The following is a 16866-nucleotide window of genomic DNA, read 5'->3' as shown; positions in this document are numbered from 1 at the left end:
TTCCTAGTACAATGCACAGAATGACCATTCCAGCTGCGCATACCACCACCGACGAACGCCAGTATGTCCTTACCTTGAGCTGCCCCGACACAACGGGAATTGTGGCTAAATTGTCGTCTTTCATTGCCGATATTGGCGGCTGGATCACAGAGGCAGGTTTTTTCACCGACCCGGAGAGCGGCTGGTTTTTTACCCGCCAGGCTGTGCGCGCGGCGTCGATTAGCATGGGTTTTGACGAGCTGAGCCAGCGTTTTGCGGAGGTCGCGTCCGAAATGGGCCCGGATGTCCGGTGGCGTTTGTGGGATACTGCGAAGCCGAAGAAGGCCGTGATTTTGGTGTCCAAGGAGGGTCATTGTCTGCATGATTTGTTGGGGCGGGTTGCGCAGAATGATTACCCGATGGATGTGGCTGCGGTGATCGGTAATCATGAGGATTTGCGGCCAATTTCCCAGGCCCACGGCGTGCCTTTCCATTATGTTCCTTTTCCGAAGGATGCGGTGGGTAAACGCAAGGCTTTTGACCAGGTTGCAGACCTTGTGAATGCGGAAAGCCCCGACGCCATTGTTCTTGCGCGTTTCATGCAGATTCTGCCGCCGGATTTGTGCGAAATGTGGGCCGGTAAGGCAATTAATATTCACCACAGTTTCTTGCCGTCGTTTATGGGCGCGCGCCCTTATCACCAGGCTTATCGACGCGGCGTGAAACTCATCGGCGCCACCTGCCATTACGCCACCGAAGACCTCGACGACGGCCCGATCATCGAACAGGACGTCATTCGCATTTCCCACAAAGACACCCCCTCCGATATGCAACGACTCGGCCGCGACGCCGAGAAAATCGTCCTCGCCCGCGGCCTGCGTTTCCACCTCGAAGACCGCGTTCAGGTCTACGGAAACCGAACCGTCATTTTCGACTAAACTCCCACCGCTTATCGACGCCGCGACACCCACTCGCCGCGTCGATTTTTGCTGTTTCTATAGTGGATAGGCAGCAGGGTTGATAATATTTTCGTGAATGTGTTGGTGCGGGTAATGAGGAGAGTAGTAGGTGGGAAGGTTTATAGAAAAAGGAAAAACTGCACTAGTAGCAACAGCCTCTGGCGGGGTGGGATTTACACTTGCGGGATTCTTACTTCGAGACTGGAACTTTTCGTGGGACTGGTCTGTGGCAGCTCAACCTTTAGCAACTCTAGGCGCAGGTACTGCAGCTATCATCGCTGCTGCAATTGCTCTTCACAATGGAGAGAAAACAAGAGTGCAAGATAAAGAGCGTACCCTTCGCGAACGATTCACATCAATTGTCAAGCTTTTAGCAACTGACGATCTCACCAAGCGCGAATCTGGAGCATACGCGCTTGCAGCACTTGCTGGCGATTGGGCAGCCTTCCATAAAGATGATCCAGAATCAGCACTAAGAGAACAGCAAGTTTGCCTAAATATCCTGACTGGACAGCTCCGTGACCCAATATCAAAAGACTCACCATCCGAGCTGTACACATTCAAAGAAAGAATGCAAGATATAATATTCACACGTTTTGAAGAGGAGGATGGAAAAAGTCCTGGCCAATGGTCAGATTTAAACCTAAATTTAGAAAACTGTCATTTTTATAATATTTCCTCAAAGGGAATTTTTAAGAATAGAGCTTCCTTCGCAAACTCATACTTTCACGGAAGGACATCTTTCACCGGCGCCCATTTTTATAACAATACCCTTTTTAAAAGTGCGCACTTTTGCAAACATGCAGATTTCAACAGGGCACATTTCAATATTAGAACGCCCCTCGATCCTAATGATCACTATAGAACATACGTAGATTTTAGTGGAACAAATTTTCACGACAGCGTCTCTTTTATAAAAACAATATTCCATAGCGGAGCAACCTTTGATGGAGCACACTTTAATAGCAACACACCTCCGCGAACAGCTACAGTCTTCATTACAGACGCAACGTTTGATCTAGCACACTTTTACGGCATCGCCTCTTTTTTCCAAGCATACTTCCACATGGATGCTCAATTTCATAATGTGGATTTTCACGAATCTGCATGGTTTGAAAAAGTCTACTTTGAAAAGTTTGCGCATTTTAAAGATTCCAACTTTAGCAAAAAAACATCTTTTAAACATGCACACTTTAATGGAGGTACAAACTTTGATAATGTTTATTTTGTCGATGCCGCAGACTTCTCAAGCACCAAGTTTAAATTTCCTGAATCTAGCGAAAATAACAAAATAATTAGGCTACTCAACACCAATCTAGACAACGCGAAATTTGGCGTAGAATTCCCCACAAAATAACTTGAAAATTTTCCATCAATATTGCCAATCGAGACTATATACCGCAGCATCAGCATCAATGATCATAAAACGGAAGTGAACACGCTGTCTTCGCAGCGTGTTCACTTTACAGCATCTACCATCTATTCAGTCTTAATATTTACCCCCAAACTCCATCCTAGTTTCCAGCTCCACCCCAACCTCACCGGCACTCATACCTCAAACAATCACGCCGCTAGGCGCAGCAACACTCGCCACATTCTGATTCCCAACAACACTCTCCCTCCGACTCCGCGCCCACACAATGATCATCCGAATGCCAACGCCACCGAGGACAACGGCGAATGCTCGCCAATCGGGCAGTGTCGTTGGAAAATCTGGGAGAGGACCGTTGCGCAGCACGGCTGAGGTGATGACTTCATTGATGATCATCAGGGAATATGCGATGGTGGTGCTGATGGTGAGGTAGGCCACGGCGTCGATAAGCACGGTGGACCAGACGGCGTTGCTGTTTACGCGCCTGCCGGAGCCAGCGCTGGCCAGAACGATGGAAATCAGTGCGACGATGAGGATGCCGATGGGGCCGCTGAAGATTTTGATGGCTTCTATGGGGGTGACTGTATCTGCTTGCTCGACGCTAAATTTCTGAGTCATCTTGGTGACCCACATGCTCATGATTCCGGTCGCAGCAGCAAGCAGGCCAAGCGGCAGGACCAGCGACCCGGCGCGGGTGACACGACTGATGGTGTTGTTCACCAAGTCGCCGTTGCCCATAAGCATGGCCAGTACTGCGCCGATGGTGTGGACGAGGATGCCGCCGAGGAATGCTGCGGCGAGGCAGAGCATCGCACCCATCGCAAAGTAGATAGTATAGGCATCTTCGCTGCCGGTCGGCTGGGCGTTGGCGATCACACGGTAGATGGAGGATGCCCCAGCAATGGTGGACAACCCAAGGAAGACGCTGAAGATGCGCCAGCCCATACGGCTCGGCGGCTCGGTTTCAATCGGCTCAGGCCGTGCGATCTGACCAGCTTGCGCAATCTGACCAACCTGGGTAGCTTGAGCAGCAGAAACGTTCGCACGCTTCCCCGCACGGCGTGCCCCCGCCTTCGCCCCAATGGCCCCGGCGATGAGACCCGTGAGGGCGACGCCCCCAAGGCTGCTGGTCACAGCATTAATCGGCAGCGACCCGCTGAGCGGATCGGGCGGGAATACGCCGGTCCCAACCAACATCTGCACGTGCATTGGCCACAGGACATAGCTCAGTGACGAGCCGATGCCGCCACCCACGACGCTGGCCAACAGAGCATTGAGCGTAACAATCCCCTGATTGGACTGGCCCGCCTCATCACTGCGCCTCTTGAGCGACAATACAGCCAAGACAATCATGGCGATTATGCCAACAAGGATGTTGATCCCGAATGTGGTTCCACCAAGTGCGGTAATCACTGCCTGGTCGTCGCCGTGCGCCCGTATCCCCGCATCAAGTAGCCCGGTGCTCAGGGAGAGGAAGAAGGCGAAAGTCGTGCTGGTCAGTCCGATGCCAAGGTATTTCATTGTTGTTGCCCCTGTTCGTCAGTAGTGGTCCGCGCCGCGAGCGCAAGCGCCGATAGCGCGACGAGGTTTGTAGTGGTTTGTGTTGGGTTCATGGTTTTAGCTTGCTCCCCCAACATGCCCCTGCACACCAGGGTTTTCCCTGATCTTTGAAAAATCAGGGAAAACCCTGAGGGCGTCAAGTTTGCTTATGCTCAAGCACGAAAACACCCCATTTTCCGACCTGGAGATAAGCAAACTTCTTGGCAGACCACAACATTCCCCAGCCAAGTAGGTCCACCGCCAGGCTCGGAAACACCCCAATTCCGTACCCAGCGGTGGACCTATCCTGCATAAACACCCCCCCCTCACCCATGCATCACATGAAACAGCTCCTCCACGCTGGGTGTGCGCAGCTCGGCGTGGTTGACACCATCGGCGAGGATGATCACCCGGTCAGCGGTGGCGGCAATGTCGAGACTATGGGTGACCATCACCAGCGCCGTGTGCGGCGTGACGGTTGCCCGCAGCAGATCCATGACCTGCGCGCTGGTGTGCACGTCGAGCGATCCGGTGGGTTCATCTGCGAATAGCAACTGGGGTTTGCGTACCAGCGCACGCGCAATAGCCACGCGCTGCCGTTGCCCACCGGAGAGCTGGTCGGGGTAGGCATGTGCTTTTCCTGTGAGCCCGACGTAGTCGAGGGCGTCGTTAATCTCCTGATCGGGGACGGAAACTCCGGCGAGTTTGGCGGGCAGCCGTAGGTTGTCTTCCACGTTGAGGGATTCGATGAGGTTGAGGTCTTGGAAGATGAATCCGACGTGGTCGCGGCGCAGTTTCGCTATGGCAACCCGCTGGGCATCGCGGCGTCGTTTCCGGCGAGAAAAGGCGTCTTTGCTGGTGATGCGGTGTTCGCCGATGAAGATGTCGCCACGATCGATGGGGGTGAGCCCGCTGAGACTGTGCAGAAGCGTAGTTTTGCCGGACCCGGATTGCCCGATGATGGCCACGAATTCGCCTTCGTGAATGTCGACGTTCACGCCTCGCAGCACCGGCAGGTCGTCGTATTGTTTGTGCAGGTTAAGCGCTTGGAGCAGCATGGCTGAGTGTCCTTTCGGCGGTGTTGCGGCGGAGTTCGGTGAGGGTGATGCTCCAGAGCATGGTGGCGGCAATGCCGATGCCCAGACAGAGGACGGCGAGCGTACTTCCGGCGGGCATGCTGAGCTGCGTCATGGGCAGCGGCCCGCGCGCGAACGCGAACGTCATGCACACGTCGTTGATGATCACCGTCCCGTAGGCGATGATCCCGGCAAGAATGAGGTACACCAGGGTTTCCATCAGAGTTTTTTGTGTGAGCAGCTCGTCGGTGGCGCCGGAGGTGTACAGCAACTGGGCGTCGTGTTGCCGGGGCCTGAGGGCGATGAGCACCACGGACGCTGCGGAAGCACAGGCCACAACGATGGACCCGCCGACAAGGAGCAGGGATATGCTGAGCGGCGCGGATAATGATTCAGAGTCCGGCACCCCCATGCTCACGAGCACCTGCCGGAATTTACTTATCGACATCCCCGCCATCCCCGTCGTACTCGCCGCGATAGCAATGGGCATGATGAGGGTTCCGGTGAGCGTGGGCCGCGCCTGTGCCTCGCGCACAGCCAGGAACCACGGTGTCGCCGTAATCGGCAGCACGCGCAGCATCTCCACGAGTACGCGCAGAATATACGGCCCCCACAGCGCCACCACCACGCTCAGCAGCACACCCACGCCCACGTAAGCGCCGAGCATTCCCCCCATTTCATCAATGTTCTGCAGCGGTTCAACCTGCGCAATCGCATAATAGAGCGCCCCCACACCGAGGGATGCTACGACACACAAGGGTTTTCGAACAATCCCCACACTCGTACGACGGAAGGCACCGCTTATCGACGCCCCGTCCACCAGCTCTGCACGCATCGCCCGGCGCGCACCCATCAGCCCGGTGAGCAGGCTCATTCCCGCAACACTTACTATGGCGATGACCAGCGCCGGTGCGGGGATGGGCTGGTCGAGCGCGGGACTCGTGGGTAGTCCACTGGTGGCCACAGTATGCGCATAGGGGTACCACAGCAGCCAGGCGAAGGCCGCGCCAATCACGCCGGTGAGCGTGGACACCACGAGCACTTGCGCCCTGAGAATGCGGGCCGCTTGACCAGGCAGCATGCCTACCAGCTGCCACCTGGCCACCACGGGGTGCTGCAGCCGGAGAGTGAAATTAGTGACCAATGTGAGGGACACCAAACTGGTGGCCACCACCAGGAGCAGCGCGGTGGAACCAAGTGATATGTAGGCTTCCTGAGTTTCGCCCGTGGAGCGCGCGCCCGCAACGATAAACCCAATGTTCAGTGACATGACCACGGCCAGCACCGTGTTGGACATGATGAGTGCCAGCCAGGTGACCAGGTTGGTTTTCAGAATAAGTTTGAAAAGCATGGTTCTAGCGCTCTGGCTTCGGGTCGGTCCCAGGAATGCGGGTCTGGTTCACAGTTCCGGTGCGCAGGTACTCGGTAATAACGGGACCCAACTGGGGGTTATCGGTACTAATTTGCACGTGACCTGGGCCATCGACGGTGAGTACGTGACTGCGCATGGCGGTGGCCATCTTGTTGAATGTCTCATACGGGGTGTTCGGGTCACTAGTGCCCTGGATTTGCAAAGGCCGTACAGCCAACTTCTCGCCCGTAATATCCGGGGCCGGGTGCTCTGGGGTGATGCCGGAACACGTCATGCCGCTGGAGGTCAGGTCTATATCGGAGAAAGGGTCTCCAATGACGGTCTGGCCCCATAGTCCCGAAATCATCCTGTCGAGGTGAACGGGGTGGGCGCGGTCGTTGCACTCCACCATGAGGGGCATGTTCCCTACTTCACTCAGGGCTTCCAAGACTTTGTCGGGAAGTGTCACTGGCTCGGCGCTGGACAGTTTTCCAGCAACCCACGGCCACAGAGCAGGCTGACTCAGTCCCATACTGAGAAGCTGCATGGACGCGGACTGGTTTTGTTTCGAACCGGGGTGCGTCAACTGCGTCAGCAACCCTTCGGCCTTCACTGCCGTCGGATCCACCCTGGTCATAGCCTCGGTACCGATGCTTCCAGTGGAGCCTAGCGCGTCCGGCAGGTCCTCTTCCTCGGCAGCTGGCGGCGGAAATGTTGGGGTCACACCGGTTTCCTGCCTCACCCGCTCTGCCCAGGACTTGTACACAGCTCGTGGTGTCGTTCCCATGTGGTAGACGTCATCGTGCTGAGAGACCCAACCGAAAAAATCATGAGCGGCTTTGCGGAATCCATCAACTTGCTCAGAATGGTCGTTATCAGGGTTGTAGCCGGAATCCAGTACCACCTTGTCGGTGTGCTCTGGGAATGTGGTTGCGTACATCGATCCCAGGACTGTTCCGTAGGAATTGCCGTAGATGGAGATCTTCTCCTCTCTCATGGCCTGACGCACTTGATCCCAGTCACGGGCAGTGTTCTCCGTGGTCAGCGTCGCGGCATAGCCCGGCATTTTCGCGTCACACGCATCCTTGATCAATCCACCAGAGCGCTGGATCTGATCGATGGGACCAGCGTTGACCTCTTCGCATTCCAGCTTGGTGGACCCCTCCAGACCGCGCGGCTGCACTCCCACAATGTCCCATTCTTCCCGCACCTCTTTAGGCCAGCGAGGCGTAGTATCAGGATAACCCTCCACAGTGGTGAACTGGTGGTACACCGAGCCGCCCGGACCGCCGGGGTTAATAAACAGCACACCTCGGCGTTTTTCTGGTTTGGTGGCTGCGGCCTTGATAAAGCCAACGCTGATTTTCTTGCCATCCGGGTTGGAGTAGTCCATGGGAACGTCCATCCGTCCGCAACTTGTGCCAGGCTTGTTGACGTATTCTGGGCAGTCTTCCTGCGTAATCGCTGGTCGTTTTACAGGTTCGGCCTGCGCCGGAATGGATACAGTAGCCATCGCGGCAAGACTCGCTGACGCAGCAACAGCTGCAATGATTGTTCTGAGGTTTCGCATAACCCCAAGCCTGCTACATGCCATACCCCCAGCACATCGGGGGTTTCCCCGATTTTTAAAAGTCAGGGTAACTCAGGGCAAACCCCTACCACTGATAGTTACCACTCAAAATGTCCTTAATCTGGGGGCGCACGTCAAACCAGTAGATACCGATGATCACAACGCCGATAATCGCCATGAATGACAGGTAAGCCAATCCCATGGATGAGACGAATGCGGAACCCAGCAGCAGACCCAGCCACGCCCATTTGGATTGGCGGTCGGCTGCGCGGAATGCGTCTTCCCGGGTCATGCCGACTTGCACCGCGCCGACAACACCGCAGATAGCGACGATCTGCATAAGCCCCCACACGGCCAGGGTGACATAGTTTGCGTAGAGCACAGTAATCAATTCACTCAATCCCAAAGTTCTTTAGGCACCAAAGATCAGATGCGACACAGTGTAAATCAGTAAACCAGCGAGGGCGCCAACAACGGTGCCGTTGAGGCGAATGTACTGCAAGTCTTTGCCCACCATCAATTCGATCTTGTCGCTGGCCTCGTCAGCGTCCCAGCGTTCCACGGTTTCACTGATGATGGAGGTCACCTCGTCAGCGTAGTTATCCGCCAGGAATGCGGCCGCGCCGGTGATACGACGGTCCAGGGATTCCCGCAACTCCGCGTCGGAACGCAGGTTGTTGCCCCAGCTGACGGCGAGTTCTGCGACCTTCTGCCGGAGCAGGGAGTCGGGGTTTTCTGCGGCGTCGATAAGCGTGGTGGAGGTGGATGCCCACAGCGCGGAGGCCAGCCCCTGCACGGGTGTGGACCCCATGATGTCGTGCTTCATGTCCTCGACGCGCTGGATCATTGTGGGATCTTCCTGCAGGTCACGCGCGAGATTGTTGAGGAAGCGGCGGATGGCGTGGCGCGCCTCATGGTTCGGGTCGGTGGACACGGCGCTGGTCCATTGCACCAGCTCTCGGTACACCTTGTCGCCCACAACGTCGTTCAGGAACTGCGGTGCCCAGGTGGGCAGGCGCTCATCCAGGATGCGGGTGATCAGCGCCTCGCTCCCCAGGGCTTTGCGATGCAGCCACTGCACCATTTCGTCCACGACGGGTTCGGTGCGGCCTTCCTCAATGAGCTGTTCCAACAGTCGGCCGGCAGGCGGCGCCCATTCGGGTTGCGCAAGCTTATCAATCAACATCGTGTTGATCACTGCCTCCGCGTCCTTCGGATCCAGCGCCCGCACAATATTCGCCGTCAGTCGACCCGCCTCGCTGGATACCTTCTCCGCGTTCTCGGGTTGCGACAGCCACTCCCCCGCGCGATCAGGAATCCCAGCGGCACGCACCTTCTGGGTAATCAACTCCGCATTGAGGAAGTTCTCACCGACAAAGCCGCTCAACGACTCCCCGATCTGGTCCTTCTTATTCCGCACAATCGCCGTGTGCGGAATCGGCAACCCCAGTGGCTTACGGAACAGTGCCGTCACCGCAAACCAGTCCGCCAAACCACCAATCATCCCAGCCTCAGCCGCGGCGCGAACAAATCCCACCCACGTCGCCGTCTCACCTGGCTGCGCCTCAGCCCACCGACAGGCAAAATAAATCGCCGCTGCAACCAGCAGCAATCCGGTGGCCACGGCCTTGTAACGGCGTAGGACTCGACGTCGCTCCGCCTCCACCTCAGGCGACGGACCAGGCACCGCCAGACGATCCTGGGCAGCTACATCAACGGCTTTGTCAGACATAGCCTCCATTATCTACGCAACAGCGCTGACGGGTGAGGATTCCCACCAAATGTTCGCTCTAAGCACGCCTGCCCGCCCGCACCGCTTATCGACGCCCACCCTCCCGCAAACCCCATCCAAACCCCAGCAACCGCCGCCGCATTCCCGAAGGAACACGACGGCGGTTGTTCTTGGAGGTGCCAGTAACCCCGCTTATCACGGAGTCTGACTGTTCGGGCCCCCACAATGTAGGGGCACCGTTTTTTAGTGCTTGCGGCCGGTGGCAGCCACGTAGGCGCGGTAGTGACGGCGCCCGTAGTAGATGAGACCGAATCCAAGGACCAGGCAGGAAATGGCCAACACTGCGCCGATGATAGCGTAGGTGTTTCCATTTTCCTGGGTTCCAGCAATGCTGGAGGAAAGTCCGAAGACAAAAGCGCCTAGACCCGCGAGGGAGGTGAGAATGAATCCCATTCCCAGCCAGGTGGAACTGCGTTGCAGCGAGGAGTGCTGGGAATCGAGGCTTGAGGGCGTGTAGCCGTCGATGTAGTGCGGCTCGCCTTCGAACACTCGGAAGGTTTGCTCTTCACGCTGGGTAGCTGCATGTGCATCAGACATTGCTGTGTGCCTTTCGTATTAAACCGTACTGAGGTACAGCTTAGTGGTCCTTGGCGGAAAGGGCAGCACGTGCCCGCTCCTTGTTGATCGCCGCAACCGCAGTCAGGGGGATGCCTGCCGGGCAAACGTCAGCACATTCGCCGTAGAGGGAGCAGGGTCCGAAGTTGGTTTCAACTTCGTCCACCATCTTGCGTGCACGCTTTCCTCGCTCTTCCTTGCCCAGCGGCATGAGGGAGAGGTGAACCAACTTGGCACCAGTGAACAGGTGTGCAGCACCGTTGGGGCAAGCTGCGACGCAGGCACCACAGCCGATGCAGGCTGCGTGGTCCAGCGCCAGTTCGGCGGTTTGGTGGTTCATGTGCAGGGTGTCAGCGTCGGGCGCAGTACCCGCGTTGACGGACACGTAGCCGCCTTGCTGCATGACGCGGTCCAGTGCGGAGCGATCCACGATCATGTCTTTGATCACCGGGTACGCTGCGGAGCGCAGCGGCTCGATTTCCAGGGTGTCGCCATCGCTGTAGCTCACCAGACGTTGGTGGCAGGAGGGCTTGTTTTTCTCTGGGCCGTGGGGGCGTCCGTTGACATTGAGGCCACAGGTTCCGCAGATGCCTTCACGGCAGTCGGATGCAAATGCGAAGGGTTCTTTGCCAGCTTCGATCAGCCCCTCGTTGACGTGGTCAAGGAGTTCCAGGATGGACATCTGTGGGACAGCGTCGTCCACATCAATGGACTCGAAGTGTCCTTCAGCGGTCGGACCGGCTTGGCGCCAAATCTTAAGATGCAGTTTCATTACTTGTAGTTCCTTGTCTGCAGCGGGATCGCTTCGAAGTAGAGCGGCTCAGCGTGGCGGATGTACTTGTTGGGGCCGCCGGGTTCCCAGGCGGATACGAAGCACCAGTTGTCGTCGTCACGCTCGGCTTCGCCTTCATCAGAAAGGTGATCGTCACGGAAGTGGGCACCACAGGACTCGTCGCGGTCGAGTGCGTCAACACACATGAGTTCGCCGAGTTCGATGTAGTCGGCAACGCGGTTGGCGTACTCCAGCACCTGGTTCATCTCGTGGGGTTCGCCGGTGATGCGCAGGTTAGACCAGAAGTCCTTGCGGAGTTCGCGGATCTTCTCAATGCCAGAAGCCAGGTCCTTCTTGTTACGTGCCACACCGCAGGAGAAGTACAGGATGTCTCCAAGCTTGCGGTGGAAGTATTCAGGACCGTGGTTGCCGTTGATGCTCATCAGCTTGTCGATGCGGGCCTGAGCGCGGTTGACTGCCTCAATGACTACGGGGTCGTTGTCAGCCATACGCTCGGTACCCAGCAGCGGGCCGAGGTAGTTCGGCACAGAGAATGGGAGGGTGAACCAGCCGTCCACGGATGCAGAGAGCAGGGAGTTTGCACCCAGGCGGTTAGCGCCGTGGTAGGTCCAGGATGCCTCACCAGCAGCAAAAAGACCTTGAATGGAGGTCATTTCGTTGAAGTCGGTCCACAGGCCACCCATGGTGAAGTGGCAGGTGGGGGCGATGCGCATGGGCGTGGTGTAGGGGTCCTCACCGATGGCCTCTTCGTACATCTGGAAGAGGTTGGAGTAGCGCTCTTTGATGGTGTCTTTACCCAGACGCTCGATGGCGTCACGGAAGTCCAGGTACGCCGAGTTGTGCAGTGGTCCAACGCCCAGGCCAGAGTTGATCTGCTGGGAAATGGCGCGGGAGGCGACGTCGCGGGGCACCAGGTTACCGAAGGCCGGGTAACGGCGCTCCAGGAAGTAGTCGCGCTCCTCCTCGGGGATGGTGTTCGGGTCGCGGTCGTCTTTGGGCTCCTTCGGGGACCAGACGCGGCCGTCGTTACGCAGCGACTCGGACATGAGGATGGTCTTGGACTGCCATTCCGAGTTGACCGGCAGACCGGTCGGGTGGAACTGAATGAACGACGGGGATGCCATGTAGGCACCTTGGTCGTAGGCACGCATGATGGCGGAAGCGTTCGAGTTCTTTGCCAGCGTGGACATGTAGTACACATTGCCGTAGCCGCCGGTGGCCAGGATGACTGCGTGGCCAGTGTGCGCGGTCAGCTCACCATTGATGAGGTTACGCATCACCGCACCGTGGCAGCGCTTCACGCCGTTTTCGTCTTCCTTGACGATTACATCAACCATCTCGTTGTGGGTGAATATCTCCACGGATCCGAGGTGGATTTGGCGTTGTAGTGCCGCAGCAGCGGACAGCTGCAGCTGCTGACCTGTCTGTCCACGGGTGTAGTAGGTGCGGGAGACCTGCACACCACCGAAGGAACGGGTGGCCAGGGTGCCGCCGTATTCGCGGGCGAAGGGGGCACCGATGGCGTTCATGTGGTCGATGACGCGAACGGATTCGTAGGCCAGACGCCAGCAGTCGATTTCACGGCCGCGGTAGTCGCCGCCCTTGACGGTGTCTTTGACGTGACGGTACGCGCCGTCGTTATCCACCTTCTTACCACGAGCGGAGTTCACACCGCCCTGTGCGGCGATGGAGTGTGCACGACGGGGTGCATCGTGGTAGGTGAAGGCTTTGACATCGTATCCGAGTTCGCCGAGGGCTGCGGCAGCACCAGCACCAGCCAGGCCGGTACCGATAACAATAATGCGGAACTTACGACGGTTCAGCGGGGACACCAGGTTGTAGTGGTCTTTTTGCCACTCCCAAGCATCCTTGGAGGGCACACCGACGGGCGCGTTGGCGCTCAGAACCGACCCGATGGTCACGCCATCAACGCACGAAGCGGGAGCGGTGAACTCGGGACGGGGGGTGGTTTCAGAGTGAGTGCTCATTAAAAGTGAACCTTTCCGTCCTAACTAATCCAGCCGCATGCAATTGCGAGCGGGATGGAAATGTTGCCGACCATGACCATGGCGGGAACCAGGTACGACACGAACAGGAGAACCGCACGAGTGCGCTTGCCGGTGATACCCAGGTCGCTCACAGCGGTCCAGATACCGTGCGTGAGGTGCAGGAACAGCACCACCATGGCAATGATGTAGAAGATGGCCACGGGCCAGCGACTGAAACTTGCCACCAGGTTGGCGTAGATAGCACCGTGTTCGAACGTGTCGGACGCCGCAGGAGCGACACCCATGGTGAGATCCAGGATGTGGAAGATGATGAACGCCAGCAGCACAATGCCGGTGACAATCATGGTGCGGGCAGTAAAGGAGTTCAGGCCACCCATGAGGTTGGTGCGGCGGATCTTACCGCGGGATTGGTGTGCACGCCCGGTGATGGCGAACGCTCCGTAGACGTGCAGGATCAAGGAAGCAAGAAGGGTGATGCGGAAGATCCACAGCACGCCCTCGTGCGGAATGAGGGGGTAACCGACCTCGCGCAGGAATTCACCGTACTGGTCGATCGGGTAGTGGCCGTCGTCATGCTTGGGCATGAAGACTTTCAAGTTACCAATCATGTGGATCAGCACGAACCCACCAAAAATCAGGCCAGTGATGGCCATGGTGAGCTTCAGTGCCCAGGTCGGGAACTTGGGCCGCTCGCGGAGCGGTTTTTCAGTAATTTTGCCGTGAGCGATTGCGTCACGGTCGTCATATTTAACAGTCATGGCACCTCCAGTGTCGCTTTTACTGTACGGCTTTTTCAGGTGATCAAACCACCCGTTACGCGCCCCCGTGTCACAAGTCACAAAACCCCTTTATACCGCTGACCTGCGATTTAGGGTAGCCTCACCTGTCAGATTGCGCACATACGCCTTGTTCAGCGCCACTCACTTCCCGTTTTCAGCTAACATTTAGACGAGGCCCTAACCCTGTGAATAAAATCACAGGTCATATATAGCCCACTCCCCATGCCCCCGTTTGGTATCAACCGAAAATACTACGCGCGACACAAAAACCACCCAATCCCACGCCACAAAAACCCGCAAACAACACCCGCAGACAATCGCCCAGCCCCTTACTTAACACACATAACGCCCCGTCGCCTGCCCTAGCCAGAACTTTGCAAAGGCTCCACACAAACATACACAACGCCCTCAATAAGTGACGGGGGTCACTATACAGCGCGTTATAGTGGACACATGGGAAAGACCTACGTTGGCTCCAGGCTCCGGCAGCTGCGCCGCGACTATGACCTGAGCCAGGCATCACTCGCCGCCACCCTCGGACTCTCGGCCAGCTACGTCAACCAGATTGAACACGACGTCCGTCCCCTCACCGACCCCGTCCTCAACCGCATCACCAGCGCCTTTGATGTGGATGCTACGTTCTTCTCCCGCGACGACAACTCCCGGCTCCTTGCCGAAGTACAGGACGCCATGCTGGACAAAGACCTGTACCCCACTCCCATGGATGTCCACGAACTCGCAGAGCTGGTGGATAACCACCCCGCGATCGCCCGCGCAGTGGTCGCCATGCACCAGCGCTATCGCAACACCCGCACCGCTCTGGCCTTGGCCGACGGCCTCGACTGGAACGACCTGCACACCGCCACCCCCATCGGTGCCAGCTGTTACGTGTGCACGCGCGAGGACTGCGCGCAGCGCGCCTACCCCCCGATACATCGCCCCCTACTTATCGACGCCCACGAATCCACTGTTGCCCCGTATTAGGTAGGTCCGGGTCCTCCCGGACCAAGGCAACAAGCGTGCAGTCATGCGGACCCGTTGCCCCGGGAACACACAGCGAGCACGGGTCGCCGGGGCGGATTGGGCAACGGGCTTCGGGTGGGCGTCGAGAAGCGCGGCGTTTACGTTTACGAACAGGAACGAGAGCCTCAAAAGTTGATCATGTGGCCGCCGACGCCCTCAGCCGCCTCCTTCATCGCCTCAGATAGGGTTGGGTGGGTATGGACGTTGCGGCCAATTTCCTCAGCGGTGAGATCGAAACGCTGGGCGAGCGTCAACTGTGGCAGCAGCTCGGACACGCCGGAGCCAACCATGTGTGCACCCAGCAGCTCGCCGAACTCAGCATCGGCAATGATCTTCACAAAACCAGCGGATTCGCCGAGGCCCTGAGCCTTGCCGTTGGCCGAGAACGGGAAAGTCGCAACCTTCACCTCACGGCCTTCAGCAGCAGCGATCTCGCGGGCCTTTTCCTCCGTGTAGCCGAAGGATGCGACCTGGGGATTGCAGAAGGTAGCGCGGGGCATCATCATGTAATCCCCAAGCTCCATGGTTTCCGCACCTGCGATGGTTTCCGCAGCTACCACACCCTGTGCTTCCGCAACGTGCGCCAACTGCAGCTTCGCGGTGACATCGCCAATGGCGTAGATGCCGGGGACGTTGGTGCGCATGCGCTCGTCGATCTCAATGGCACCACGGTCGGTGAGCTTCACACCAGTCTTTTCCAGGCCGTAGCCCTCCACGCGCGGGGCAAAGCCGATGGAAACCATCACACGGTCGACCTTGAGGGTTTCAGACTTCGAGCCGTCCTTGGATTCCACATCCACCTCAACGAGGGTGCCGTTGTCACGAATCGCGGTGGTCTTGTATCCAGTGAGAAGTTTCACACCAAGTTTTTTGTACTGCTTGGCGATTTCCTTGGAGACGTCAGCGTCCTCGTTGGGGAGAACGCGGTCCATAAACTCTACGATGGTCACGTCCACGCCGTAGTTGGACAGCACGTAAGCGAACTCCATACCGATCGCACCGGCACCCACAATGACCATTGATTTCGGCAGGTCGCGGGTAAGAATCTGCTCCTCGAAGGAGACGATATTACCGCCGATCTCCACGCCAGGCAGGGAGCGCACCACGGAACCGGTGGCAATGATGCAGTTATCGAACGTAACAGTTTTACCTGCGTCTTTACCATCAGTAATCTGCATGGTGTGGGCGTCTGTGAAGGAGCCAAAACCATCGATCTCGGTGATCTTGTTCTTCTTCATCAAAAAGTGCACACCTTTGACAATCCCCGAAGAGACCTTGCGGGAACGGTCGTGCGCTGCACCGAAATCGAAGGAAACATCACCTGAAATGCCAAAAGTCTTGGCCTCATGGTTGAAGGTATGTGCTAGTTCAGCGTTTTTAAGCAACGCCTTGGAGGGAATGCACCCCACGTTCAAGCACACCCCACCCCAGTACTGCTTCTCTACAACAGCAACTTTCAGCCCAAGCTGGGCTGCACGGATAGCGGAGACGTAGCCACCAGGGCCAGCGCCAAGTACAACAAGATCAAAATGTTCAGTCACATGTTCAACAATACGTGTCTGGGGACGGCGTGTCGTGAATTTAACACCCCTCCTACACCCCCGCCCCATGGAAGCGCCATGGAAGCGCCTCCCCTAACCCAAAAGTGGGGTAGCTCACGGAAGCATCGGCGTGTCTCTTTAGCTAAATTTTAGTTGATTTTTCACACAAAAAGACCCCTCTTCGTGCGGTTTTGTTTACCACAGAAAAGGGGTTGGCGTTGTTGCCGTTTCATCATTGTGGCAGGTTACGCACCCGCTACATCACGACTACTTGGCAACGGTGTGCATGACGCTAGACGCAGAGGAACCAGCGTGCAGCATGCTGCCCAGAATGGTGTTAACAAAGACGATGACCTGCTCTAATGGGTTCATTCGATACTCCTTCACGTAGGTTTTGAGCCAGTGATGTGGTCTGCACACCGCTGTTCGTGTCACGTTCAACGTTTACCCCATACAAACGTTTTCGGCCAGCAGGGCACAGCGGTGATTCCTGAAAAATGTTAACGTTTCATAGTTAGAAAGCGACAT

General features: G+C 57.2%; 15 protein-coding genes. 3 read left to right on the top strand and 12 right to left on the bottom strand.

Going from position 1 to position 16866, the window contains the following annotated elements; translation table 11 throughout:
- Nucleotides 1-20 precede the first annotated feature (20 nt).
- Together purU and CDUR_RS01395 are read left to right on the top strand one after the other, a co-directional pair.
- Nucleotides 21-917 (top strand): formyltetrahydrofolate deformylase, encoded by an 897-nt coding sequence (purU, locus tag CDUR_RS01400; protein WP_179418709.1) that lies wholly within the window; start codon nt 21-23, stop codon nt 915-917.
- Between the two features lie 130 nt (nt 918-1047).
- Nucleotides 1048-2295, top strand: coding sequence for a pentapeptide repeat-containing protein (locus CDUR_RS01395; RefSeq protein ID WP_179418708.1), 1248 nt, complete (start codon nt 1048-1050; stop codon nt 2293-2295).
- Between the two features lie 198 nt (nt 2296-2493).
- Here CDUR_RS01395 and CDUR_RS01390 read toward each other — a convergent pair whose 3' ends face one another.
- The 10 genes from CDUR_RS01390 to CDUR_RS01345 all read right to left on the bottom strand — a co-directional run bounded on the left by CDUR_RS01390 (nt 2494) and on the right by CDUR_RS01345 (nt 13753).
- The gene (locus CDUR_RS01390) at nt 2494-3831 is read right to left on the bottom strand and encodes a hypothetical protein (RefSeq protein WP_179418707.1); all 1338 of its coding nucleotides are present in this window, start codon (nt 3829-3831) and stop codon (nt 2494-2496) included.
- Between the two features lie 344 nt (nt 3832-4175).
- Nucleotides 4176-4907, bottom strand: a complete 732-nt coding sequence (locus CDUR_RS01385; protein ID WP_179418706.1) for an ABC transporter ATP-binding protein — start codon at nt 4905-4907, stop codon at nt 4176-4178.
- On the bottom strand, nt 4888-6276 hold the full coding sequence (locus CDUR_RS01380; RefSeq protein WP_179418705.1) for an ABC transporter permease family protein: 1389 nt from the start codon (nt 6274-6276) through the stop codon (nt 4888-4890). The genes CDUR_RS01385 and CDUR_RS01380 overlap by 20 nt, the downstream gene beginning before the upstream one ends.
- A gap of 4 nt (nt 6277-6280) precedes the next feature.
- The gene (locus CDUR_RS01375; RefSeq protein WP_179418704.1) at nt 6281-7846 is read right to left on the bottom strand and encodes an alpha/beta fold hydrolase; all 1566 of its coding nucleotides are present in this window, start codon (nt 7844-7846) and stop codon (nt 6281-6283) included.
- A gap of 85 nt (nt 7847-7931) precedes the next feature.
- Nucleotides 7932-8228, bottom strand: coding sequence for a DUF2516 family protein (locus tag CDUR_RS01370; RefSeq protein ID WP_375379407.1), 297 nt, complete (start codon nt 8226-8228; stop codon nt 7932-7934).
- Nucleotides 8229-8258: 30 nt separating this feature from the next.
- A complete protein-coding gene (locus CDUR_RS01365; RefSeq protein WP_179418702.1) occupies nt 8259-9587 on the bottom strand; it encodes a DUF445 domain-containing protein in 1329 nt (442 codons plus the stop codon).
- Between the two features lie 234 nt (nt 9588-9821).
- Nucleotides 9822-10175, bottom strand: coding sequence for a hypothetical protein (locus CDUR_RS01360; RefSeq protein WP_179418701.1), 354 nt, complete (start codon nt 10173-10175; stop codon nt 9822-9824).
- 40 nt (nt 10176-10215) lie between these two features.
- Entirely contained in the window at nt 10216-10965 is a 750-nt protein-coding gene (locus CDUR_RS01355; protein ID WP_179418700.1) for a succinate dehydrogenase/fumarate reductase iron-sulfur subunit, read from the bottom strand.
- Nucleotides 10965-12974, bottom strand: coding sequence for a fumarate reductase/succinate dehydrogenase flavoprotein subunit (locus tag CDUR_RS01350; protein WP_179418699.1), 2010 nt, complete (start codon nt 12972-12974; stop codon nt 10965-10967). The genes CDUR_RS01355 and CDUR_RS01350 overlap by 1 nt, the downstream gene beginning before the upstream one ends.
- A 20-nt stretch (nt 12975-12994) precedes the next feature.
- Nucleotides 12995-13753, bottom strand: a complete 759-nt coding sequence (locus tag CDUR_RS01345; protein ID WP_179418698.1) for a succinate dehydrogenase cytochrome b subunit — start codon at nt 13751-13753, stop codon at nt 12995-12997.
- 474 nt (nt 13754-14227) lie between these two features.
- On the opposite strand from CDUR_RS01345, the gene CDUR_RS01340 reads away from it, so the two are divergent.
- Nucleotides 14228-14758 (top strand): short-chain fatty acyl-CoA regulator family protein, encoded by a 531-nt coding sequence (locus CDUR_RS01340; protein ID WP_179418697.1) that lies wholly within the window; start codon nt 14228-14230, stop codon nt 14756-14758.
- Here the strand turns inward: CDUR_RS01340 and CDUR_RS12920 are convergent.
- Complete coding sequence (locus CDUR_RS12920; protein WP_353959458.1) at nt 14721-14831, bottom strand: DUF6767 domain-containing protein; 111 nt, start codon at nt 14829-14831, stop codon at nt 14721-14723. The genes CDUR_RS01340 and CDUR_RS12920 overlap by 38 nt on opposite strands.
- Before the next feature lie 91 nt (nt 14832-14922).
- A complete protein-coding gene (gene lpdA, locus CDUR_RS01335; RefSeq protein ID WP_006062764.1) occupies nt 14923-16338 on the bottom strand; it encodes a dihydrolipoyl dehydrogenase in 1416 nt (471 codons plus the stop codon).
- Nucleotides 16339-16866 lie beyond the last annotated feature (528 nt).

The sequence above is a fragment of the Corynebacterium durum genome, assembly GCF_030408675.1.
Classification (GTDB): Bacteria; Actinomycetota; Actinomycetes; order Mycobacteriales; family Mycobacteriaceae; genus Corynebacterium; species Corynebacterium durum.
The sequence above is the reverse complement of the archived record's forward strand: the minus strand, read 5'-3'. Positions and strand labels throughout refer to the sequence as shown.